Source organism: Paenibacillus sp. MER TA 81-3 (assembly GCF_023713585.1).
GTDB classification, from domain to species: Bacteria; Bacillota; Bacilli; order Paenibacillales; family Paenibacillaceae; genus Paenibacillus_B; species Paenibacillus_B profundus.
Genome location: NZ_JAMAWB010000002.1, coordinates 413,755 through 429,498, shown reverse-complemented (window position 1 = coordinate 429,498; position 15,744 = coordinate 413,755). Strand labels below are relative to the sequence as shown.

Here is a 15,744-nt window from a genome sequence, read left to right as displayed (position 1 = left end):
AGAGGTGGCCCGATGGCAGACTACGTGTATTATGAGGGGAAAAAATTGCGCAAAGGCTATACGACAGGCACTTGCGCGGCTGCTGCGGCCAAAGCGGCTGCGGCCATGGTGATCAAGCAGGAGAAAATAGCCGAAGTTACGATAATCACGCCGAACGGAACATGCTTGCAGCTTCCGGTGGACAAGCAGCAATTCGATCGGCATACGGCAACGTCCGCCGTTCAAAAAGACGGCGGCGATGATATCGATGCGACGCATGGAATGTGGATTTTTGCGCAGGTCACCTTGAACGCCAGCGGGGACATCAGAATCGACGGCGGGCAGGGCGTCGGGCGTGTGACGCAAAAGGGCATTGCGGTCCCGGTCGGGGAAGCGGCCATCAATCCGGTACCGCGCCAAATGATTACTGCGGCCGTACGGGAAGAGATCGGCCCTGAACGAGGGGCGGATATCATCATTTTCGCGCCGGAAGGCGAAGAGCGCGCGGAGCGCACCATGAACAGCCGCCTGGGGATTATCGGCGGGATTTCCATTTTGGGAACGACCGGAATCGTAACTCCGATGTCCGAGGAGGGGTGGAAGCAGTCGCTGTCCATCGAACTCGAAATGAAAAAAGCGCAGGGCTTCCGGAAAATCATTCTGGTTCCCGGGAATTACGGGGAGCGCTTCGTGGAAGAGCAGCTTGGCATTGACGGCAAATATGTGGTCTCCATGAGTAATTTCGTCGGCTACATGCTCAAAGAAACACAGCGCCTCGCGTTTGAACACGTGCTGATGGTAGGCCATTTAGGCAAATTAATTAAAGTGTCCGCCGGTATTTTCACAACGCACAGCAAAGATGCCGATGCCCGGGCAGAAATTTTGGTGGCGAATCTGGCGCTTGCCGGCGCGCCCCTTCTCTTGCTCCAGCGAATTGCGGCCTGCACGACGACGGAAGCCGCCGGAGAAATTATGGTCGCGGAAGGGTATAGCGAGGTTTTTCAGACCATTACGGACAAAGTGAAGCAACGGGCAGAAGCGTTTTTGAAATACAGCAAACCGATTGTGGATATCGACGTCATCACGTTTTCAACCGAACGGGGAATGCTGGCTTCCACTTGCGACATCTCAACCATCAGGGAGGCATGGCGATGATTCATATTGTCGGAATTGGCCCGGGAAGCCCGGAGCTGATGACAGGTGCGGGCGCTTTACTCATACAGAAGGCAGACGTGATTGTCGGCTCGAAGCGACAGTTGGGCGAAATCCCGCAGGACAACCCGGCCGAACGCAAGCTTCTGCCCGCGCAGCTCTCGGAGCTGGAAGCATTTTTGGTAGAGAGGATCGGCCAGGACATCGTGCTGCTTGCTTCCGGAGACCCGTTAATATATGGCATCGGAAATTGGGCGCTGCAGAAGTTCCCGCCGGAACAGCTTCAAATTGTACCCGGGATCAGCTCCATCCAATATTTGTGCAGCCGCTGCGGCATTGCCATGAATGACCTGTACATGACGAGCAGTCACGGAAAACAGCCTGATTTCGACTTTCTGCTCGCGCACCCGAAAGTGGCGATGGTCACGGACAGCAAGCTTGGACCGGCGGAAATCGCCCAGGAAATTCTGCGGCGGAAGCTGCACAAAACGCTCATTATCGGAGAAAACCTCAGCTATCCTGAGGAACGGATTCACCGGCTGAAGCCGGAGCAGGTTGTGGCTCAATATGATATGAATGTGGTGGTGATTTTGGATGAGGGATGAAGCTTTTATTCGCGGCAAGACACCGATGACCAAGGCGGAGGTCCGTGCCGTATCCATCGACAAATTAGCTTTGGACGAGACAAGCCGCCGTTTTCTCGACGTCGGAGCCGGCACGGGCAGCATAGCGCTTCAGGTTGCGAAGATGTTTCCCCGTGTGGCGGTAACCGCGATCGAACGGAACGAAGAGGCGTTGTCACTAATCGAACAGAACCGGCGGCAGCTGGCGCTTGACAATGTGGAGATTATGGCGGCAAAGGCTCCCGTCCCGCTGGACAATACCGTGTTTGACGCTATTTTTGTCGGCGGCAGCGGGGGGCAATTAACGGAGATCATCGATTGGTGCCATGCCTTGCTGCAGCCGGGCGGCCAGCTTGTGCTCAATTTCATCTTGATGGAAAATGCCCTCGAAGCGGCAGCCTATCTCGAAAAAGGGCCCTGGAACGAAGTCGAGATCATGCAAATGCAGGTGTCGAAGTGGCATGAACTTGGACAAGGGCATTATTTTAAGCCCCAAAATCCGACCTTTATTATCGCTTGCCAAAAAGAGAGGAGCGGGACAGCATGACGAAAGTGCATTTTGTCGGGGCGGGGCCTGGAGATAAAGAACTCATTACATTGCGAGGATACAACCTCCTAAAAGAGGCGGATGTCGTCATTTATGCCGGTTCGCTGGTGAACCCGGATTTGCTGGAGTACTGCAAAGAAGGCTGCGAAATCTACAACAGCGCTATGATGGATTTGACGGAGATTATCGATTGTATGGAACAAGGCGTCAAGGCCGGGAAGCAAGTCGTCCGCCTCCAGACCGGTGACTTTTCGATCTACGGTTCGATTCGGGAGCAAATCGAGGAAATGAAAAAACGGGATATTCCGTTCACCTGCACGCCTGGGGTAAGTTCATTCCTCGGGGCCGCTTCGCAGCTCGGTGTCGAGTATACCGTGCCGGAAGTGAGCCAAAGTGTAATTATTACGCGCATGGAAGGCAGAACGCCGGTTCCGGAGAGGGAATCGCTGCGATCCTTTGCCGCGCACCGCACCTCGATGGTTATCTTCCTGTCGGTGCAAGCTGTCGAGAACGTGGTGGCAGAGCTTGTGGCAGGCGGTTATTCGGAGGATACGCCGGCGGCCGTCATCTATAAAGCGACCTGGGCGGATGAAAAACAAGTAACGGGAACCCTGCGGGATATTGCCGACAAAGTAAAGGAACAGGGCATCACGAAAACGGCGCTTATTATGGTAGGGGATTTTCTGGGCGAGACCTATTATTATTCCAAGCTGTACGACAAGGATTTCTCGCATGAGTACAGATAAGAACACCGCCATCATTGCGGTCACGGAACACGGCAAAGCGCTTGCAGCCACGATCAAGGAGGTGCTGGCGGCAGATTGCTTTGTTCCAGCGAAGCTGCAATCCGAAGGATTTGCTGCACTTCAACCGGATTTTGCAACCGGGATGCGTCTTCTTTTCCAGCAATATGATGCTCTTGTCTGCATTATGGCTGCTGGAATTGCCGTCAGGACGCTGGCTCCCGTCATCTCGGACAAGCTGTATGATCCGGCGGTGGTCGTGATGGATGAAAAAGGACATCATGCCATCAGTCTATTGTCGGGACATGTGGGCGGAGCCAATGAATTGAGCCGGAAGCTGGCGGATCTTACGGGGGCGGCAGCCGTTATTACAACGGCAACGGACGTTCAGAAGGTGGCGGCGCTCGATATAATCGTGCCGTCCGTGCCTGCATGGATACCGGACTTTCGCGAGAACTGCAAGCGAATCAACGGTCTGTTGGCTGCCGGGAAAACAGTGGGCTTATATGAGGAGGTGCCGGTAGAGATAGACCGGCGGGGATTCACATCGGTCACGAATCCGCATGAGCTTCCGGAACAGACAGAAGCATTGGTGTGGATCACGCATCGGCAACGTCTGCCGGAATTGAACGTACACACGCTGAAGATGGTTCCGCAGACACGCGTGCTTGGAGTCGGATGCCGTAAACAAACAGAGCCTGAACAGATGATGCAGGCGTTTACTGAATTTTGCATTCAGCATGATACCGATCCGCATTCCTTTTCCGCCATCGCCAGTATCGATATCAAAAAGAATGAACCGGCGATCAAGCAATTAGCGGAAAAATTGAATTGTCCCTTCATCACGTATACGGCAGCTCAGTTGCGAGAAGTCGCGGACAAATATCCGGTATCCGAGTTCGTCAGACAGACCGTGCAGGTTGGCAACGTAGCGCTATCCGCGGCCGATCTGGCCAGCGGGGGCCGGGTACTGACACCAAGGTTCGCCGCATGCGGGATCACAATGGCCATGGGAGAGAGAACGAAAATGAGCAATGGGGTGATGGCATGATTTATGTAGTAGGAATTGGGCCAGGCGAGAGAGACATGATGACCGGAGAGGCGCTCGCAGCCATTCAAAAAGCGGATGTGATCGTGGGATACATTACGTATATACGGCTGATTCAAGAACTTATCCAGGATAAAGAAGTGGTCAAAACGGGGATGCGGAAGGAAATCGACCGCTGTCAGGAAGCCGTCGATATTGCGAAAACAGGAAAGACCGTGGCGGTCGTATCCAGCGGAGATGCCGGGATTTACGGCATGGCCGGCCTGATTCTCGAGATTCTGGATAAAGAAAAAGAATCGATCGAAGTCGAGATCGTGGCTGGCGTCACGGCGAGCATCGGCGCGGCGGCAAGACTGGGAGCGCCCCTGATGCATGATTTTTGCCATATCAGCTTAAGTGATTTGATGACGCCTTGGGAAGTCATCGAGAAACGGGTGAAGCTGGCGGCGGAAGCTGATTTTGTCGTCTGCTTCTACAATCCGAGAAGCAAGGGCCGGGCGAATCATCTGAAGCATGCTCTGGAATTGATGATGGCCTATAAATCGCCTTCCACTCCTGTCGGCATCGTGAAGGATGTCGGCCGCAAAGAAGAAAGAAAAATCGTGACGACGATGGCGGACATCGACTATGAAGAGGTGGATATGACGACGATGGTTATCGTCGGCAATAAGGAAACCTATGTTTCCGGCGGCCGAATGGTCACGCCACGTGGTTATTCTCTATGATCCTGATTTTCGGCGGGACCTCGGATAGTCTGGATATTTGCGATTGGCTGCATGCCCGCGGGCGGGATTATATCGTTTCCGTGGCGACCGAATATGGCGAACAACTGGCGAAGCAGCATGCCGAACATGTCATCTGCCAGCGGCTGGATGAAGCCGGCATGTGCCGGGTGATGCAAGAGAAGACGGTCTCTCTGGTCATCGATGCGACCCATCCGTTCGCTGTGGAAGTGTCCGGGAATGCAATGAACGCAGCCGATAGCATGAATATTCCTTATGTTCGCTATGAAAGGTCGTCCGGAGAGGCAGACCATCTTCATCTCGTCCGTGACATTGATGAAGCATGCCGCGCCGCATCGGCGTTGGGCGATCGGATTTTTCTGACGACCGGAAGCAAAAACTTGCCGGAGTATGTGGCAAAGCTCCACGGAAAGCATGTGATCGCGAGAGTGCTGCCTGTGGCGGAAGTGATAGCTGCCTGTGAACAGCTCGGTTTGCTGGCCGACCAGATTATCGCGATGAAAGGACCGTTTTCCCAAGCATTGAATCAAGAGCTTTTTCGACAAGCCGGCGCGGAAGTGATGATTACGAAGGAAAGCGGGGCCAAGGGCGGCTTTGCCGAGAAAATAGCCGCTTGCCAAGAGCTCGGCATTCCTTGCGTCGTCATTCGGCGGCCGGCGCTGCCTTATCCGAATGTCATTACAGACATCGATGAACTTGAGAAATATGTGTGAAAGAAAGGGGGAAAACCGATGAGCGGCAAGGTTGTTCTTGTCGGAGCCGGACCCGGCGAAGCCGGTCTGTTAACCGTGAAAGCCTTGGAGTTCTTACGACAGGCAGATGTTATCGTCTATGATCGCCTGGTGGATCCAGTGCTACTGCAGGAGCGCAAACAAGACTGCGAGCTGATTTACGTGGGCAAAGAGCCTTCTCACCATCCGATTCCGCAAGCGGAAATCGAGCAAATTCTCGTGAAGCAGGCCAAACGGAACAAATTAGTCATTCGCTTAAAAAGCGGCGATCCTTATGTGTTCGGGCGCGGAGGGGAGGAAGGCGAAGCCCTGCATGCCGCAGGCATTCCCTTTGAAGTCGTCCCCGGCGTCACATCGGCTATCGGAGGGTTGGCCTATGCCGGCATCCCGGTGACGCACCGGGATTTTGCCTCCAGCTTCCATGTCATTACCGGACATTTGAAGGAAGGCAGCGATCAGCTCGATTGGACAAGTTTAGCCCGGCTGGAGGGCACGCTGATCTTTCTGATGGGGATGACCCAGCTTCCCGCGATCTGCACGAACTTAATCCAGCATGGACGCCGCCCCGACACGGCAGCAGCCGTTGTCGAATGGGCATCAAGATCCCGCCAGCGGACCGTTACCGGAGATTTAACGACGATTTGCGGCAAGGTGGCGGAAGAAAAAATCGGGGCGCCAGGGTTGATCGTCGTCGGCGATGTGGTCAAGCTGCGGGACAAATTGAACTTTTTCGAGAGAGCACCGCTGTTCCGGAAGCAGATTCTCCTTCCGCGCGCGCGTGCCGGGCGAAGCGATCTGGCCGCCAAAATTACGGCGTTAGGCGGAGAGGTTACCCTTTATCCCGGTATTCGGATGGAAAAACTTCATAAGCCGGCTCAAATGAACGCGATCATGGCATCATTGCCAGAGTATGAAGAAATACTGTTTACTTCTGCGGAGGCCGTATCCTTGTTCATCGAGGCCTTGCTGGAGTCCGGGAAGGATAACCGCGCGCTGAGCGGGAGCCGGTTGACGGCGATTGGGAAGCAGACGAAGGAGAAGCTGCGTGAATATGGGCTTGCCGCTGACATCCTCGTGACGAGACGTTCGGCGGACATCATTCGTCAAGCCTGCACCGGGAATTGGCGGCAAGGGACGAAGGTGTTGCTGGCCGGAAGCGAGAAGCATACGGCGCAGTTGGCCGATGAACTGGATGGAGATGCTGAGTTCGCTGCTTTGCCGCTATATCGGGAAGCATTGGTAGCGGAGCGGCCTTTTGACTTGAACAGGTATGATATCGTCTGCTTTTCCAGTTCCGCTTCGGTAGAGCATCTGCTCTCTGTGTTGAGCCCGGAAGAAGAAGCCTTGCTCCGCTCGATGAAATTGCTGTCCATCGGCCCGATGACCAGCCGGACGATACGCGAGAAGGGGCTCAAGGTATATCGCGAGGCGGAAGAGGCGCTGCCGGATTCGCTTATTGAGTTGCTTTTAGAAGAAGCCGGGGAGGTTATACCGACATGAAACAAGCGATACTGGTCGTCAGCTTCGGAACAAGCTATCCGGAGACGCGTGCCAAAACCATCGAAGCCTGTGAAAATAAGATCAGGGAAACGTTTCCCGATTACGATGTGTTCCGAGCATTTACATCCAACAAAATTAGAAAAAAACTAGCGGAGCGCGATGGCCTTCATATTGATGCGCCTGCGCAGGCGCTCGAAAAATTGAAAGCGGCCGGTTACGCCAAGGTCATTATCCAATCCCTGCATCTCATTAACGGCGAGGAGTTCGAAAAAATCGTATCTCAGGCTCTGCCATACCGGGAGCAATTCGCTCAATTGCTGATCAGCAAGCCTTTGCTGGACAGCTATGAAGATTACGGCAAAGCGATTCAAGCCGTCAAAGCGCAATCGCCGAGCCTGGCCGGGGATGAAGCGCTGGTGCTGATGGGACATGGCTCGGAGCATCATGCATTCAGCGCATACGCCTGTCTCGACCATATGCTTGCCGACGAGCCCATTTATATGGGCACCGTGGAAGGCTATCCCCCGCTGGAACGTGTCATTGAACAACTCAAGGCAGCGAGTGTCCGGAAGGTCCATTTGATGCCGTTCATGCTTGTGGCCGGGGACCATGCGATCCATGATATGGCATCGGACGAAGGGGACTCATGGAAGTCGCAATTGATGCAGCAAGGATTCGAAGCAGCCGCTTATTTGCAGGGACTTGGCGAGAACCCTCACATTCAGACCCAGTTTATCGAGCATATCCGAACGGCGATAGAGAAGGAGATGGTAGCGCATGGCTAAGTTTTATGGCATCGGGACAGGTCCGGGAGATAGCGAGCTATTGACGATGAAAGCCGTTCATACTTTGGAGAAGCTGGATGTGCTCTATACGCCTGAAGCGAAAAAAGGCGGAGCCAGCCTTGCACTGAAGATCGTTTCTCCTTATTTGCCGGAGAGTCTGACGGTGAAGCAGCGCCATTTTCCAATGACTTACAATCAGGAGGAAAAGGAGCAGGCATGGGAACGCATCGCTGCGGAGATTAAAGCGGATGTTTTGTCGGGCAAGAATGCCGGATTTATTACGCTGGGAGATCCGATGATATATAGCACGTACAGCTACTTGCTGGAGCTGCTGCGGGCGGAGATAGAGACGGAGACGATTGTGGGGATTTCCTCGTTCTCCTATATGGCCTCGCGTGTCAGCTGGCCGCTTGTTATGGATGAGGAATCGCTGGCGGTCATTCCGGTCACTTCCGGGGAGGATGCGCTTCATCAGGCGCTGACCGGCTTTGACACGATTGTATTGATGAAGGCAGCGAGTAATATGCCGCTGGTGCTCCGGCTTCTGGAGCAGCACCAATTGCTGGAGAAGGCGGTGCTTGTCAGCGATGCATCCATGGCTTCCGAAAAGATTACGTACGGGTTGAACCAGCTTCATGGTGATGAAAAGCTTTCCTATTTCTCCACGATTATTGTGAAAACTGATAAACTTCGTTAAGGGTAATGATTACGAATAAAATCGAAGTAAGCGATAGTCACCGGAATCGGCGCAGGATCGGTGTGATAAATCTTAATAATTACACATAAATAACGATGAAGGTTGTGAAATGATGAAAGAACCGGCAGACTTCCGCCGCCGCTCCTTCTTTTTTACGGCCATTCTATTGGCGCTGACGGCGGGGCTCGTCTTATCGATTACAGTTGCAGTGATGTTGGGGCCTGTGCCGATCGCGCCGGCAACGGTCTGGAAAATTGCCTTCTCCCATATGCCGGGATTCAATGGATGGATCGAGGAGACGTGGGACACGGGACAGGGGCATATCATCTGGGATATTCGTTTTCCGCGCGTGCTGCTTGGCGTCGTCGTCGGAGCGGGGCTGTCCGTTGCCGGTGCCGCCATTCAAGCGCTTATGCGCAATTCTTTGGCTGACCCGTACATACTCGGCGTGTCGTCGGGGGCGTCTGCGGCGGCCACGCTTGTTATTCTGTTCGGCGCGTTCCGCTTCTTCGGCCAATATGCGCTTTCCTTATCCGCCTTTCTCGGTTCGCTTGCCGTGATGGCCATCGTTATGGTTCTGGCTCGCGTGGGGGGCAGGATGGCAACGAACCGGCTTTTATTGTCGGGAATCGCGGTTTCCATGATGATGTCGGCCCTCACCAATTTGATCGTGACGATGGCGCCTCGCGAAGAAGGTATTCGCTCAGCGATGTATTGGATGATGGGAAGCCTGACGGGGGCTAAGTGGGAGTATTTGACGCTCCCGGCCTTGATCGTGATTGCCGGAACGATCTTTTTGCTTGTTCAGTACCGGGCGCTGAACGCCTTGCTGATGGGGGAGGAGGCGGCGCTTACACTTGGCGTCAATCTCCGTGCCTTCCGCAAATGGCTGGTCGTTGTGGTCGCCCTGTTGACGGGAACGATTGTGTCCGTGAGCGGCGCGATCGGCTTTGTCGGCTTGATGATACCCCATATCGTGCGGCTCATGGTCGGTTCGGATCATCGCCGTGTTCTCCCGGTAAGCCTATTGCTGGGGGCCATCTTCATCGTATGGGCCGATGTGTTGGCGCGGCTTGTGCTGGCGCCCGAGGAATTGCCGATCGGCATTGTCACCGCTTTATGCGGAGGTCCTTTCTTTATATGGCTGTTACGGCGGAACTCATATTCTTTTGGAGGCGGAAAATGAACGTCGAAGTGAAAGACCTGTCGTTCAGTATACAGGATAAACGATTGATTGAATCGATATGCTTGGATGTGCGGGAAGGCGAGATGGTCGGCTTGATCGGTCCGAACGGCAGCGGGAAATCGACGCTGCTTAAAAATATTTACCGTGTGCTGGAGCCCGATTCGGGCGAGATACTGCTGAACGGACAACGTGTCTCTCGGTTGCCGCAAAAGGAATTGGCCAGACAGTTGGCGGTGGTCGGCCAGGAGTCGTCCACCGCGTTTGATTTTACAGTCCGCGACATCGTGATAATGGGACGCAGTCCGCATAAGAGAATGTTCGAAGCGGATTCGATGGAGGATTACGAGATTGTGGAGCAGGCGCTGACGCGCGTCGGCTTGCTGCATGCCGCGGGCAGCAGCTTCTCCGACTTGTCCGGTGGAGAAAAGCAGCGCGTGCTGATTGCGAGGGCGCTGGCGCAGCAAGCCCGCGTTCTGATCTTGGACGAACCGACCAACCATCTGGATATCCGGTATCAGCTGCAGATGATGGATCTGATAAAGGCGTTGAAGCTGACCTGTCTCGCCGCGCTGCACGATTTGAACATCGCAGCTTGCTACTGCGATCGCATCTATGTGCTGCAAGAAGGCCGGATGGCGGCTTCCGGAAGCCCTGAGCAAGTGATGCGGCCAGATCTGCTGTACGACGTGTTCGGGGTTAGGACGGAGATTGCAATCCATCCGTTGACGGGGAAACCGTCGATTACGTTTTTACCGGACATGATCGCCAGCTTATGACAAAGGAAGGGAGGCGAAGCCGATGGCGATGACCCGATGCAGCTACTGCCAATTCATGTATGACGAGTGGTATGGCGATACGCGCAACGGCGTCCCTGCAGGCATCCCGCTCGAGGACTTGGCCGGTACGCTATGCTCCCGCTGCGGTATGCAGGGCATGCGGCATGAATGGCAGCCGAGTCCGAAGTACGAGGGGCAGGAGGCGGAATATTATGACGAGTTTGCCGGAAAAGCGGGGATTGCGTTCTACAGACATTGGCTGGAGCAAGCGGCAGAACCGCCGAGCGTGCTGGAGCTTGGCGTCGGCACCGGACGCCTGGCGGTCGAGCTGGCCGGCCGGGCTGCCTGCTACTGCGGCATCGATTGGAGTCCCCTGATGATTAAGGCTGCGGATTCAAAGCGCAAGCGCATGTTCAAAGAAGAAGCGGAGCAGCGGCTGCAACTGGTGGAAGAGGACGTTCTCACGTTCCGCGCTGCCGACACCTATACCCATGTACTGTGCCCGGAAGGGTTATTGCAGCATTTTACGCAGATGGAGGAGCATATTGCTCTGCTGCGCAATATTCATCGCTCGTTGCAGGCAGGAGGCTGGATCACCGTAGATCTGCTCCTGCCTCCAGGCGGCGCCGCTTGGCTGACGCTGGAGCGCAAGCGCGTACAGCCGCATAAGCTCGTTCATCGCCGGATCGACGGGGCAACCTCATTGTCCCGGCAGATCTTTCATAGCACGATCGCTTACGAGACTTATATCGACGGTGCCATGGAATCCCGGTACTTGGTTGAACGCGAATATGCGCTGATGACGTCCAAAGAAGCCGTGCTGCTGCTCGCTTCGGAAGGATTTGAAGTGACCCGGATCATCCAGAATTACGGCTTGTCCACGCCGTGGCGAACAGCGCTTCCACCGGGGGTCAACGACAGAGGGATCGATCCGGATGCCGGAGAGACGATAGAGGAGGCGATCGCGGCAGGGAAGTGTGTGCATCCGCATCGTGAGAATGCATGGGTGGACGGCGGATATCCGCTGCGCGGCGTGCTGCCGGATCTATCGCCCGATGCCTCGGCAACGATGACGTTGATTGCCCGGAAGAAATGACAGATGACGAACGAATAGACGGAGGAAGGATTATATGAATCGGAGAACGTTCACCAATAGGTTTCTACTGCTAGGGATGACCATGATGCTCGTACTGATGTCGGCATGTGACAGTCCGGAACAGCCAGATGCGAAGCGCCAGGCGCAAGCTCAGCAGCCGGCGACGCAAATGTCCGAGAGCAGACCGGTGGAGCTTGAAAATATGGGGGAGAAGCTGAGCTTCCCGGACGCGCCGAAGCGGGTAGTCACGCTGAACCAGCATGCGACCGAAGTGATGCTGGCGCTTGGTCTGGAAGAATCGATGGTAGGAACGGCTTATCTCGACGACAGCATCCTGCCCGAATTCAAGGAGAAATACGACAAGATTCCGGTTCTCGCGGACAAATATCCATCGAAAGAAGTGTTCTTGTCGGTATCTCCCGATTTCGCCTATGCGGGATGGAAGAGCGCATTTGGAGAGAAAGCGCTTGGCTCGCGGGCGGATCTTGCCGATCAGGGCGTGCTGACTTATGTGCAGGAATCATCTAACAAGGCAGCGCCGACGCTGGAGGATGTGTATCAGGACATCTTGAATATCGGGCGCATCTTCCGGGTGGAAGACAAAGCCGAAGCGGTCGTGAACGACATCCGCAAGAAGCTGGAAGACATTCAGGCGCAAATCGGCAGCGTGAGCGAGCCGCTTAACGTATTCGTTTTCGATAGCGGGGAAGACAAGGCGTTTACGGCAGCCAATACGTATTTGACCAGCTTAATTGCCAAGGTTGGCGGTAAAAACATTTTCGACGATATCGATAAAGGATGGGCCGAGGTCAGTTGGGAGGAAGTGGTGAACCGCGACCCGGATGTCATTGTCATTGTCGATTATGGCGACACGACGGCCGAACAGAAGCAAGAGCTGCTCTTGAACAAAGCGCCGCTTGCCGATGTGAAGGCGATTAAAGACAAGCGATTTATTGTGCTGCCGCTCTCGGCGGCTGCGGAGGGCATTCGCGCGCCGATAGCTTTACAGACGCTCGCTGCCGGCTTGTATCCGGATAAAGTGCAGCCATAAAAAGCAACAGGGGGGAAGGAGAACATTCATGGCAACATGGAATTTGGAGGAGACCCGCCATCATCTGCTGATATGCAACGGCGGCAGCTGCATGAAGCAGCAGGCCGATGAAGTGACGCAAGCGATCCGGGATGAAATTTCGGCGCTTGGAGCGAAAAAACAGATTCATACGACACGCACCCGCTGCAATGGTCGCTGTACGGACGCTTGTGTCGTCATCGCCTATCCGGAAGGGGTCTGGTATAAGGAGATGTCTCCGGAGCGGGGAAGGGAACTGGTGCGCAAGCAGTTGGCAGGCGAGCGGCTGGAGGAGCAAATGGTCTATTCGTATGATCGCCGCTTCATCGCTACCGGCCTCTCTGTGGATGGAAAAGAAAAAGCACCGAGCTAGTAGCCATTGCAATGGCCGAGTCGGATCCATCTTAGGCAATGTTCAGGACGTTGCCGTTTTTATGGGGGATCATGACACATGCCTGTCATAGTCCGCCTCCACAAGCCCAGGAGCAGCTCCTGGGCTGCCGTTATATATATGGAAATCATGCGGCCACCGGCATCGGCTCAGTCGATCATGCGGTTGATCTCGTCCACGATCAGTTGTGATTCGCTGAACATGACGAGGTGGCCGGAATGAGCAGCCTCGATCCATCGTCCGTTGGCCAAGGCAACTCCCCCGGAAGGCCTGCTTACTTTCTTTTATGCGGTCGAGGCGATATATGAGGATGAAGAATTCTATAACAACCCTGCAACGTGCAGCGTTATTTATTCTACTCTTGAGCGGTTGAGCGAATTGCGACGCACATTCACCCGTCGGGCTAGCTGCGAGCGCCGCGGCTCGTTCCAACAGGTCTGAATGACCTATGTAATGCCGCTCTTTTTATATTGATTCTATTGAGGGACTTGTCAGACGAGGCGAATTCCGTCTATGAACCTATAAAAATAAATTAAAGATTTACAATATATTATATTTTTGCTATATTAAAGAATGTAGTTATCCATATATTTCATAAAATACAAATATTTAAGGAGTGATATAAAGTGAAGAAGTTTCTGATCTCCCTGTCAGTGTTGGCCGCTCTCGCTGCGGCTTCGCCGGCGTATGCTTCTCCTGCCCCTGTTCCTGTTGTCTCTGCCGAACCCGTGGTTCAAGAAGGACAGCAATTCATCAAGTACTATTCGCTGCGGCCGAATGAACTCAGTCCATGGGAAGGGGTTTATCTGAAGAAAGGCCAGCAACTAACTATTTATGCTCAAGGCAGCTACAGCTACTATTCGGTGTATGATTCAAGCTATCATCTCGGCGCTTTTTTCAATAGCAACGTAGGAAGAATTTTCACTGCGACAGAAGACGGCTATCTTTATATTCAATTTGCCGCCTCATCTTCGTATACGATGAATTACTTCACGGTTACATACAAGATCAGCTGATAGAAGACTAGAGGATGGTTAGGCTGCATGAAGCAACGTGCAGTTTGCCGCCAATGACCAGAAGGTGAGTCAGGGATGCCCTGATTCACCTTTTATGTGCGCCCAGCATGGTTGGCATCGCTACGGTGGCTGCCCGGAATGGGCAAGTGCGATGGATTTATTTCTGCAAGGATTTCAGGATAATCTTCCTTTTATAAGCTGAATAAGATATAATCGTTGGGGCTTATTTGTACATAAATCCTGTTGAGAGGGGAATATGGGTGAAGACTAGCAAATGGAATATGTTTAAGCGCCGCGTGGCCAGCGGTTTGGCAGTCTTGATCGCCATGCTCGGATTCGTCATACCGGCGCAAGCGAACGAAGGACCTGCGGCCGTTCCACAAATCAGTTCGTGGTCGATGAAAGTTCTGAATGAAGGGGAGAAGTACGGCATTTTCCCGCTTACGTGGTACTATGACGGTACTTTTAAACAGCCGATCACGCAAGATAAGTTCCAATATCTGATCGAAGCGACTTCAGCCAAATTGGATGCGCTCGAATTAAAGAAAAAAGGGAAAGCCGTTGTACCGACTGGAATAAAGGAAATTACGAGAGAAACGGTAGTGAATGCTGTGTACGGCGTGTTGGCCCAGTATGAATTGCCTGAATCGCTAGAAATGGATAAGTACGAGCCAATCACGTTCTTGCAGAAGAAAGGCATTGTCAACGGAACGGACAAAGGGCTTGAGCTTGATAAGCCGAGCACGGTGGAGCAAGCGGCTGTAATCGCAAGTCGTCTTGTTGAATACACGTATGACGCTGTGGGAGGCGGAGCGAAGGGGCTTCTCTGGAAAGCAACGAAAGGGCAAAATACGCTCTACCTGTTAGGTTCGATTCACTTGGGTATTCCTGACATGTATCCCATGCAAAAAAATGTAAGAGATGCATTTCAGCAGTCCGATACATTATGGGTAGAAGTGAATTTGCAAGGCAACAAAGATATGGTGTATTTTCTTGAGTCGATGGCGTACAGCGACGGCACGGCATTGAAAGATCATGTCTCAAAAGAAACGTACGAAAAGCTGCATAAGGTTCTGGAGCAACTGAAATTGCCTAAGGGTACCTTTGACGCTTTCAAGCCTTGGGCAATCTCGAACAATCTCGTGCTGTCCAATATGACAGGTTCTTCTGAAGAAATGGCTCAGGCAGCAGCATTAGGCGTTGATATGTACTTTACGAGTACGGCATTGTTAACTGGAAAGCCGATTCATGAGTTAGAAGGACTCAAGTTCCAAGCTGAACTCTTCAACAATGTGCCGGTTACAGTGCAAGAAAAAGAATTAAACGAAGCGTTGGATCAAATCCTGACGCCGACAGGCAAGCCTGATGATGCGCTTGAGCAGTTTAAGCAATGGCAGCAGCTATGGACCAAAGCTGAACTGGAGCAATTCACTCAATCCTTCACGGGTTCGGAGGAAATGGTGAAGAGCGATTCAGTCCAAAGATTGTTCGGGGAACGGGACAAAAATATGACGAAGAAGCTGATGGAACTATTGGATAAAGAAGGTTCTTCCACCCACTTTGTTGTCGTCGGAGCAGGGCACTTCGTTATCAAAGATATGATTATCGATCAGTTAGAAGCAAAAGGTTACGACGTTCAGTTCGTAAAATAAAATAATACGA

Annotated in this window: 17 protein-coding genes; all 17 read left to right on the top strand. The window is 53.3% G+C overall.

Features of this window, described 5'->3' with window-relative positions; genetic code table 11:
* Positions 1–12 precede the first annotated feature (12 nt).
* The 17 genes from cbiD (at position 13) to M3650_RS04265 (ending at position 15,734) form a co-directional block, all read left to right on the top strand.
* Entirely contained in the window at positions 13–1,134 is a 1,122-nt protein-coding gene (gene cbiD / locus M3650_RS04345; protein ID WP_251572673.1) for a cobalt-precorrin-5B (C(1))-methyltransferase CbiD, read from the top strand.
* Entirely contained in the window at positions 1,131–1,736 is a 606-nt protein-coding gene (locus M3650_RS04340; protein ID WP_251572671.1) for a cobalt-precorrin-7 (C(5))-methyltransferase, read from the top strand. The genes cbiD and M3650_RS04340 overlap by 4 nt, the downstream gene beginning before the upstream one ends.
* Positions 1,726–2,301: a decarboxylating cobalt-precorrin-6B (C(15))-methyltransferase gene (locus tag M3650_RS04335; RefSeq protein ID WP_251572669.1), complete on the top strand. Its 576-nt coding sequence runs from the start codon at positions 1,726–1,728 to the stop codon at positions 2,299–2,301. The genes M3650_RS04340 and M3650_RS04335 overlap by 11 nt, the downstream gene beginning before the upstream one ends.
* A complete protein-coding gene (locus M3650_RS04330; protein ID WP_251572667.1) occupies positions 2,298–3,047 on the top strand; it encodes a cobalt-precorrin-4 methyltransferase in 750 nt (249 codons plus the stop codon). Before M3650_RS04335 ends, M3650_RS04330 begins: the two co-directional genes overlap by 4 nt.
* Entirely contained in the window at positions 3,034–4,095 is a 1,062-nt protein-coding gene (locus M3650_RS04325) for a cobalt-precorrin 5A hydrolase (protein WP_251572665.1), read from the top strand. The genes M3650_RS04330 and M3650_RS04325 overlap by 14 nt, the downstream gene beginning before the upstream one ends.
* Positions 4,092–4,817 (top strand): precorrin-3B C(17)-methyltransferase, encoded by a 726-nt coding sequence (cobJ, locus tag M3650_RS04320; RefSeq protein WP_251572663.1) that lies wholly within the window; start codon positions 4,092–4,094, stop codon positions 4,815–4,817. The genes M3650_RS04325 and cobJ overlap by 4 nt, the downstream gene beginning before the upstream one ends.
* Positions 4,814–5,548, top strand: a complete 735-nt coding sequence (gene cobK / locus M3650_RS04315; protein WP_251572661.1) for a precorrin-6A reductase — start codon at positions 4,814–4,816, stop codon at positions 5,546–5,548. The genes cobJ and cobK overlap by 4 nt, the downstream gene beginning before the upstream one ends.
* 18 nt (positions 5,549–5,566) lie before the next feature.
* The gene (gene cobA, locus M3650_RS04310; RefSeq protein ID WP_251572659.1) at positions 5,567–7,066 is read left to right on the top strand and encodes a uroporphyrinogen-III C-methyltransferase; all 1,500 of its coding nucleotides are present in this window, start codon (positions 5,567–5,569) and stop codon (positions 7,064–7,066) included.
* Complete coding sequence (locus M3650_RS04305) at positions 7,063–7,851, top strand: sirohydrochlorin cobaltochelatase (RefSeq protein ID WP_251572657.1); 789 nt, start codon at positions 7,063–7,065, stop codon at positions 7,849–7,851. The genes cobA and M3650_RS04305 overlap by 4 nt, the downstream gene beginning before the upstream one ends.
* Positions 7,844–8,548 (top strand): cobalt-factor II C(20)-methyltransferase, encoded by a 705-nt coding sequence (locus M3650_RS04300; RefSeq protein WP_251572655.1) that lies wholly within the window; start codon positions 7,844–7,846, stop codon positions 8,546–8,548. The genes M3650_RS04305 and M3650_RS04300 overlap by 8 nt, the downstream gene beginning before the upstream one ends.
* 109 nt (positions 8,549–8,657) lie before the next feature.
* The gene (locus M3650_RS04295; protein WP_251572653.1) at positions 8,658–9,734 is read left to right on the top strand and encodes a FecCD family ABC transporter permease; all 1,077 of its coding nucleotides are present in this window, start codon (positions 8,658–8,660) and stop codon (positions 9,732–9,734) included.
* Positions 9,731–10,510, top strand: coding sequence for an ABC transporter ATP-binding protein (locus M3650_RS04290; RefSeq protein ID WP_251572651.1), 780 nt, complete (start codon positions 9,731–9,733; stop codon positions 10,508–10,510). Before M3650_RS04295 ends, M3650_RS04290 begins: the two co-directional genes overlap by 4 nt.
* A 22-nt stretch (positions 10,511–10,532) precedes the next feature.
* A complete protein-coding gene (locus tag M3650_RS04285; protein ID WP_251572649.1) occupies positions 10,533–11,606 on the top strand; it encodes a methyltransferase domain-containing protein in 1,074 nt (357 codons plus the stop codon).
* A gap of 34 nt (positions 11,607–11,640) precedes the next feature.
* Positions 11,641–12,657: an ABC transporter substrate-binding protein gene (locus M3650_RS04280; protein ID WP_251572647.1), complete on the top strand. Its 1,017-nt coding sequence runs from the start codon at positions 11,641–11,643 to the stop codon at positions 12,655–12,657.
* 28 nt (positions 12,658–12,685) lie between these two features.
* Complete coding sequence (locus M3650_RS04275; RefSeq protein ID WP_251572645.1) at positions 12,686–13,048, top strand: (2Fe-2S) ferredoxin domain-containing protein; 363 nt, start codon at positions 12,686–12,688, stop codon at positions 13,046–13,048.
* A 644-nt stretch (positions 13,049–13,692) separates the two neighbouring features.
* Complete coding sequence (locus M3650_RS04270; protein WP_251572643.1) at positions 13,693–14,082, top strand: hypothetical protein; 390 nt, start codon at positions 13,693–13,695, stop codon at positions 14,080–14,082.
* Positions 14,083–14,342: 260 nt separating this feature from the next.
* Entirely contained in the window at positions 14,343–15,734 is a 1,392-nt protein-coding gene (locus M3650_RS04265; RefSeq protein ID WP_251572641.1) for a TraB/GumN family protein, read from the top strand.
* Positions 15,735–15,744: the final 10 nt, after the last annotated feature.

Bases quoted from the DNA above. Each gene is read 5' to 3' on its own strand.
- cbiD (WP_251572673.1), top strand. From the start codon at position 13: ATGGCAGACTACGTGTATTATGAGGGGAAAAAATTGCGCAAAGGCTAT.
- M3650_RS04340 (WP_251572671.1), top strand. From the start codon at position 1,131: ATGATTCATATTGTCGGAATTGGCCCGGGAAGCCCGGAGCTGATGACA.
- M3650_RS04335 (WP_251572669.1), top strand. From the start codon at position 1,726: ATGAGGGATGAAGCTTTTATTCGCGGCAAGACACCGATGACCAAGGCG.
- M3650_RS04330 (WP_251572667.1), top strand. From the start codon at position 2,298: ATGACGAAAGTGCATTTTGTCGGGGCGGGGCCTGGAGATAAAGAACTC.
- M3650_RS04325 (WP_251572665.1), top strand. From the start codon at position 3,034: ATGAGTACAGATAAGAACACCGCCATCATTGCGGTCACGGAACACGGC.
- cobJ (WP_251572663.1), top strand. From the start codon at position 4,092: ATGATTTATGTAGTAGGAATTGGGCCAGGCGAGAGAGACATGATGACC.
- cobK (WP_251572661.1), top strand. From the start codon at position 4,814: ATGATCCTGATTTTCGGCGGGACCTCGGATAGTCTGGATATTTGCGAT.
- cobA (WP_251572659.1), top strand. From the start codon at position 5,567: ATGAGCGGCAAGGTTGTTCTTGTCGGAGCCGGACCCGGCGAAGCCGGT.
- M3650_RS04305 (WP_251572657.1), top strand. From the start codon at position 7,063: ATGAAACAAGCGATACTGGTCGTCAGCTTCGGAACAAGCTATCCGGAG.
- M3650_RS04300 (WP_251572655.1), top strand. From the start codon at position 7,844: ATGGCTAAGTTTTATGGCATCGGGACAGGTCCGGGAGATAGCGAGCTA.
- M3650_RS04295 (WP_251572653.1), top strand. From the start codon at position 8,658: ATGATGAAAGAACCGGCAGACTTCCGCCGCCGCTCCTTCTTTTTTACG.
- M3650_RS04290 (WP_251572651.1), top strand. From the start codon at position 9,731: ATGAACGTCGAAGTGAAAGACCTGTCGTTCAGTATACAGGATAAACGA.
- M3650_RS04285 (WP_251572649.1), top strand. From the start codon at position 10,533: ATGGCGATGACCCGATGCAGCTACTGCCAATTCATGTATGACGAGTGG.
- M3650_RS04280 (WP_251572647.1), top strand. From the start codon at position 11,641: ATGAATCGGAGAACGTTCACCAATAGGTTTCTACTGCTAGGGATGACC.
- M3650_RS04275 (WP_251572645.1), top strand. From the start codon at position 12,686: ATGGCAACATGGAATTTGGAGGAGACCCGCCATCATCTGCTGATATGC.